This window comes from Bombilactobacillus mellis, from assembly GCF_000967245.1.
Lineage (GTDB): Bacteria > Bacillota > Bacilli > Lactobacillales > Lactobacillaceae > Bombilactobacillus > Bombilactobacillus mellis.
Window position 1 is genome coordinate 1 of the sequence record NZ_KQ033882.1, and the last position, 3966, is coordinate 3966.

The 3966-nt window shown below is 37.5% G+C and carries 2 protein-coding genes; one reads left to right on the plus strand and one right to left on the minus strand.

Going from position 1 to position 3966, the window contains the following annotated elements; translation table 11 throughout:
* Positions 1 to 781 precede the first annotated feature (781 nt).
* A complete protein-coding gene (locus tag JG29_RS08995; RefSeq protein WP_198176531.1) occupies positions 782 to 859 on the plus strand; it encodes a putative holin-like toxin in 78 nt (25 codons plus the stop codon).
* Between the two features lie 388 nt (positions 860 to 1247).
* Here JG29_RS08995 and JG29_RS08605 read toward each other — a convergent pair whose 3' ends face one another.
* Positions 1248 to 3569, minus strand: a complete 2322-nt coding sequence (locus JG29_RS08605) for a BspA family leucine-rich repeat surface protein (RefSeq protein ID WP_052696350.1) — start codon at positions 3567 to 3569, stop codon at positions 1248 to 1250.
* Positions 3570 to 3966 lie beyond the last annotated feature (397 nt).

Sequence of the window (3966 nt, forward strand, 5' to 3'; positions counted from 1 at the left end):
AGTCCTATGGGCTATAGCCCATAGGACTTTTATCTTCCATATCATTCTGGAACAGTATCGCCCCTTATTTATCCCAATAATCCCACTTTGGAACGCCACCCCTTCCGTCCTATGGTCTATGCAAAATAAGCCGTCTGTTTTCTTCTCTCTTTCCAGTGGTTCAGCAGATCAGCCCCACCAGTTCACAATCTAATTTATGCAAGTATGGCTTGCTGGTTCTCTTAGCTATGTTTGATGTCATAAGGAACTAGGCACTAACAAACTTTATAATTCGCCTGTGTTATGTTCGTGTATTGTGAATTTAAGACTGTCTATTTTCATAATTTATGAAATTATGCTCTACTTGATTATGTAAATTGGATATTTTATTACATTTTATTTCATACAGTCAGACAAACAGCTGGCTAGGATTTTATCCAGATAAGAATTTATACATGCCTTATTTTAGCCCCGCTATAATCTTTTATTTGTCTTTGAATATAAATATACCTAAATACCTTGTAGAGCTCTTAAAAGGGCGGATATTCGCTTTTAATAAACTTTGCTACTGGCGCGCTGGTGTTTGACCTAGTTATTAAACTATAAATAATATATAAAAAAATGCTCTAAACTCTAGTTTATCAAGGTTTAAAGCACTTTTTATGCTATAATTAAAGGGTAGAGAAGTTAAGGCGGTGGCGCTCTTTTTTATGGGAGGTGGTCGCTATGGTGTAATATCCTTAGCAATTACTATTCTAAAGAAAGGAGCAGCCTCGTGTCCGTTAAGGATGCGTTGCAACTAATGCTGGCCTTTGGTACTTTTACCATTGAGCTGATAGCTTTAGTTGTTGAGCTTATTAAGATAAGCAAAAAAAAATAACCGCCTATACTTTGCCCAGTAGCGGTTATTAAATAATCCAAACTGCGTCACCGTCTTCAACGGCTCTACATAGAAGGGCTGGTGGTAGCACACCGGCTCTTTTTATGTCTTTATTATAACACGATTAGCAGTAACAACCCAAGCAACAGCTTTTCACTCTGGTTTTAATCACTAACAATGTTCTTTGAAATAATCCTAAATTTAAGTTTCATTTTGCCCAATCATTAAAATTTATTTGTCTTTGAATATAAAAACTTCTTAAAGCTCTCAAAAAATCTAACCAGCTTTTAACACGCCTAACTAAAAACACTTTAGCTCTGTCCTTTAGTTATTTGTATACATTGAGCATATAAAAAAACCCCCACTTAGGAGTGCTTTTTATAGTTTATCAGTTTTGAACATAAAAGATATCAATGGTTTCATTCTCCGTCTCGGCTGTAACTTCTTGAGCGGCAATACTGTTTTGATTGGCTGTATAGCCCTCTATAATTGGAATCTCCATTGCATCCCAACTATTATTATGCCATGGCCCATAGGTCTTCGAACCTGTGACCTGATCAACAGAAACCATACGTTTCACAAATGCTACCTGTTGGTAAGTTTTTGTTGTAGAATTAGGTAAATGAATAATAACGGTCCGCGTCTTAGTTAAGGTTTCACTACTTTGAGTGAATTTATGACTAACATTAACTTGAATAATTTGTTTTCCAGTTGCATCTACTGTGATATTTGGTTGCGGCGAAGAAGTAATTTCATAGCCTTGCGGGGCATGATAATTAGGAATTAAGGTTTCCCCGGTGTAACCTACCAGCTTTTGGGTGCCCACTACTTGACCTTGATCCAGATACTGAATCACAATTGTTTGTGCAAGAGGTTCATATAAAATATCAATAGTCGTATCGGTGGTATTACTATCTACAGTTTGAGCTGGAATCTTCGACTGATTGGCTTGATAACCCGCAATTTGTGGAGCATCATAAGATTTCCATTGATCTTGAGACCAGTCACCATAGACTTTTGAACCGTCAGCTTTAACTTTAATTTTTCGACTGAGATGAACGGTATCCTGAAAGATTTTCATTTGGCCATCAGGATAATGGACATTAATAGTTCGAGTAACTAACTTAGATTCTATTGTCTCTTGATAATGTACCTGACTATCCCAATCATAGGTCGTCATCTGATCCCGACCGGTTAGCTGCTCTAACTCGGCTGAAGTATAGCGCTTCCCTTGTTGATAGCCACTGGTAGCCACCCAATAAGGTGCTGTGACTACTTTATCAGTCCCAGGAATTTTAGTACCGGTTGCTGGCACTACTGGTAGTTTAGAATTATAATTATTTAGGTCAATTAATTTAGTTTTGGGCCCCAATACTAAATGATGTAAGTTGATACAGCCAGCTAACATCCCAGACATATCTGTGACCTGGGAAGTATCAAAACTGCTAAGATCTAAGCTAGTTAAATTCTTACAGTCTGCAAACATCTCATACATATCCGTGACTTTTGAGGTGTTAAAATGACTGACATCTAGACTCGTTAACCCATAACAGTTCCAAAACATACTAGACATATTCGTGACCTGGGAGGTATCAAAATGACTGACATCCAGGCTAGTTAAACTCGGGCAGGATTGAAACATCAAATGCATATTGGTGACCCGTGAGGTATCAAAATGACTGACATCCAGATTGGTTAAATATATACACGATTCAAACATCCAAGACATATTAGTAACCTGCGAGGTATCAAAATGACTGACATCCAGATTGGTTAACCCCCAACAGCCTTCAAACATCCAAGACATATTAGTAACCTGCGAGGTATCAAAATGACTGACATACAAACTAGTTAACTCCATGCAATTATGAAACATATGAGACATATCCGTGACCTGGGAGGTATCCAAGTTTTCTAAACCTTTAATGGTCTTTAAATTTCTTAAATGGCTAAATAAACCCTGGGAATCCCGATTGGCAATTACCCCTGGATCAATCACAATTTGTGTTAACTGATTATTAAAAGCTGCATTTAAACTGCCAATACCTGCATACCAAGTTTCATACAAGTCATGACATTCTACTGGAGTTCCTAAAGTTCCCGCATGCAGATGCAGAATATAATCTGCACCTTCCTGAGTGTAGTCCCACTTACTGGTACCCCAGGTTCCTTGAGCTATGATATTAATCTCCGGTTGCTCAGATGATGCTGCTGTAGTGTTGGAATTATCATTAGTTTGATTATCAGCACTAGCAGTTGGGGTAGTTGCAGAATTACCGGTATCCTGAGTAGGAGAATTGGTAGCAGGGGTAGTTGAATTATTATTTCCTGGATTAGTTGAAGTAGCAGTCCCATTATCTACTGGCCCTGTTGCACCAGTATTAGGTGTTGGAGCAGCAGCTGTTGCATCTGAATTAGCTGGCTGCTGCTTAGAATTTGTGGTTGTTTCTGAACTGCTATAAGTACTAGGAGTAACATGGCCACTGGCTGCAGAATTAGCCATATTTTCAGCAGAATAGTCTTGATTAACTGCAGCTGTTTTATTTAAATTGTTATTTGGTGCAGCTACAGCTGTAATCTGACTCTCCTGATTACTTACTGATGGTGTCTGCGCAGCATAGGCTTGTTGGTGGGTTAAAACTAACCCACAGACCAACCCCACAAAAGTGGAAGAAAGCACTAAACTGCGATGTTTATTTCTTGATTGCATTAACTTATTCCTTTCTTTTAAAATTAAAACCGCAGGTATGTATGATGACGGTTTCATTTCCATTATAAAACAGAAAAAGAATAATGTTTAGACCATGGGAATAATTATGAATTTGTGATTTATTCAGTAGCTAAAAAAGCACTCACTTATGAGTGTCTTTTTGTAGTTTAACAGTTTTGCAGATAAAAGGTATCAACCGTTTCTTTCCTCTCCAAATTAAAACCAAAGGTAAGTATTTAATTTATTGTCTTTGTATTAAACATTTAAAAAGTGCTCTAAACTATAATTTATCAAGGTTTAAAGCACTTTTTATGCTATAATTAAAGGGTAGAGAAGTTAAGGCGGTGGCGCTCTTTTTTTATGGGAGGTGGTCGCTATGGTGTAATATCCTTAGCAA

What these genes read in the sequence shown, in the direction of transcription:
- JG29_RS08995 (WP_198176531.1), top strand. Translation starts at nt 782, where the DNA reads ATGCTGGCCTTTGGTACTTTTACCATTGAGCTGATAGCTTTAGTTGTT.
- JG29_RS08605 (WP_052696350.1), bottom strand. Translation starts at nt 3,569, where the DNA reads ATGCAATCAAGAAATAAACATCGCAGTTTAGTGCTTTCTTCCACTTTT.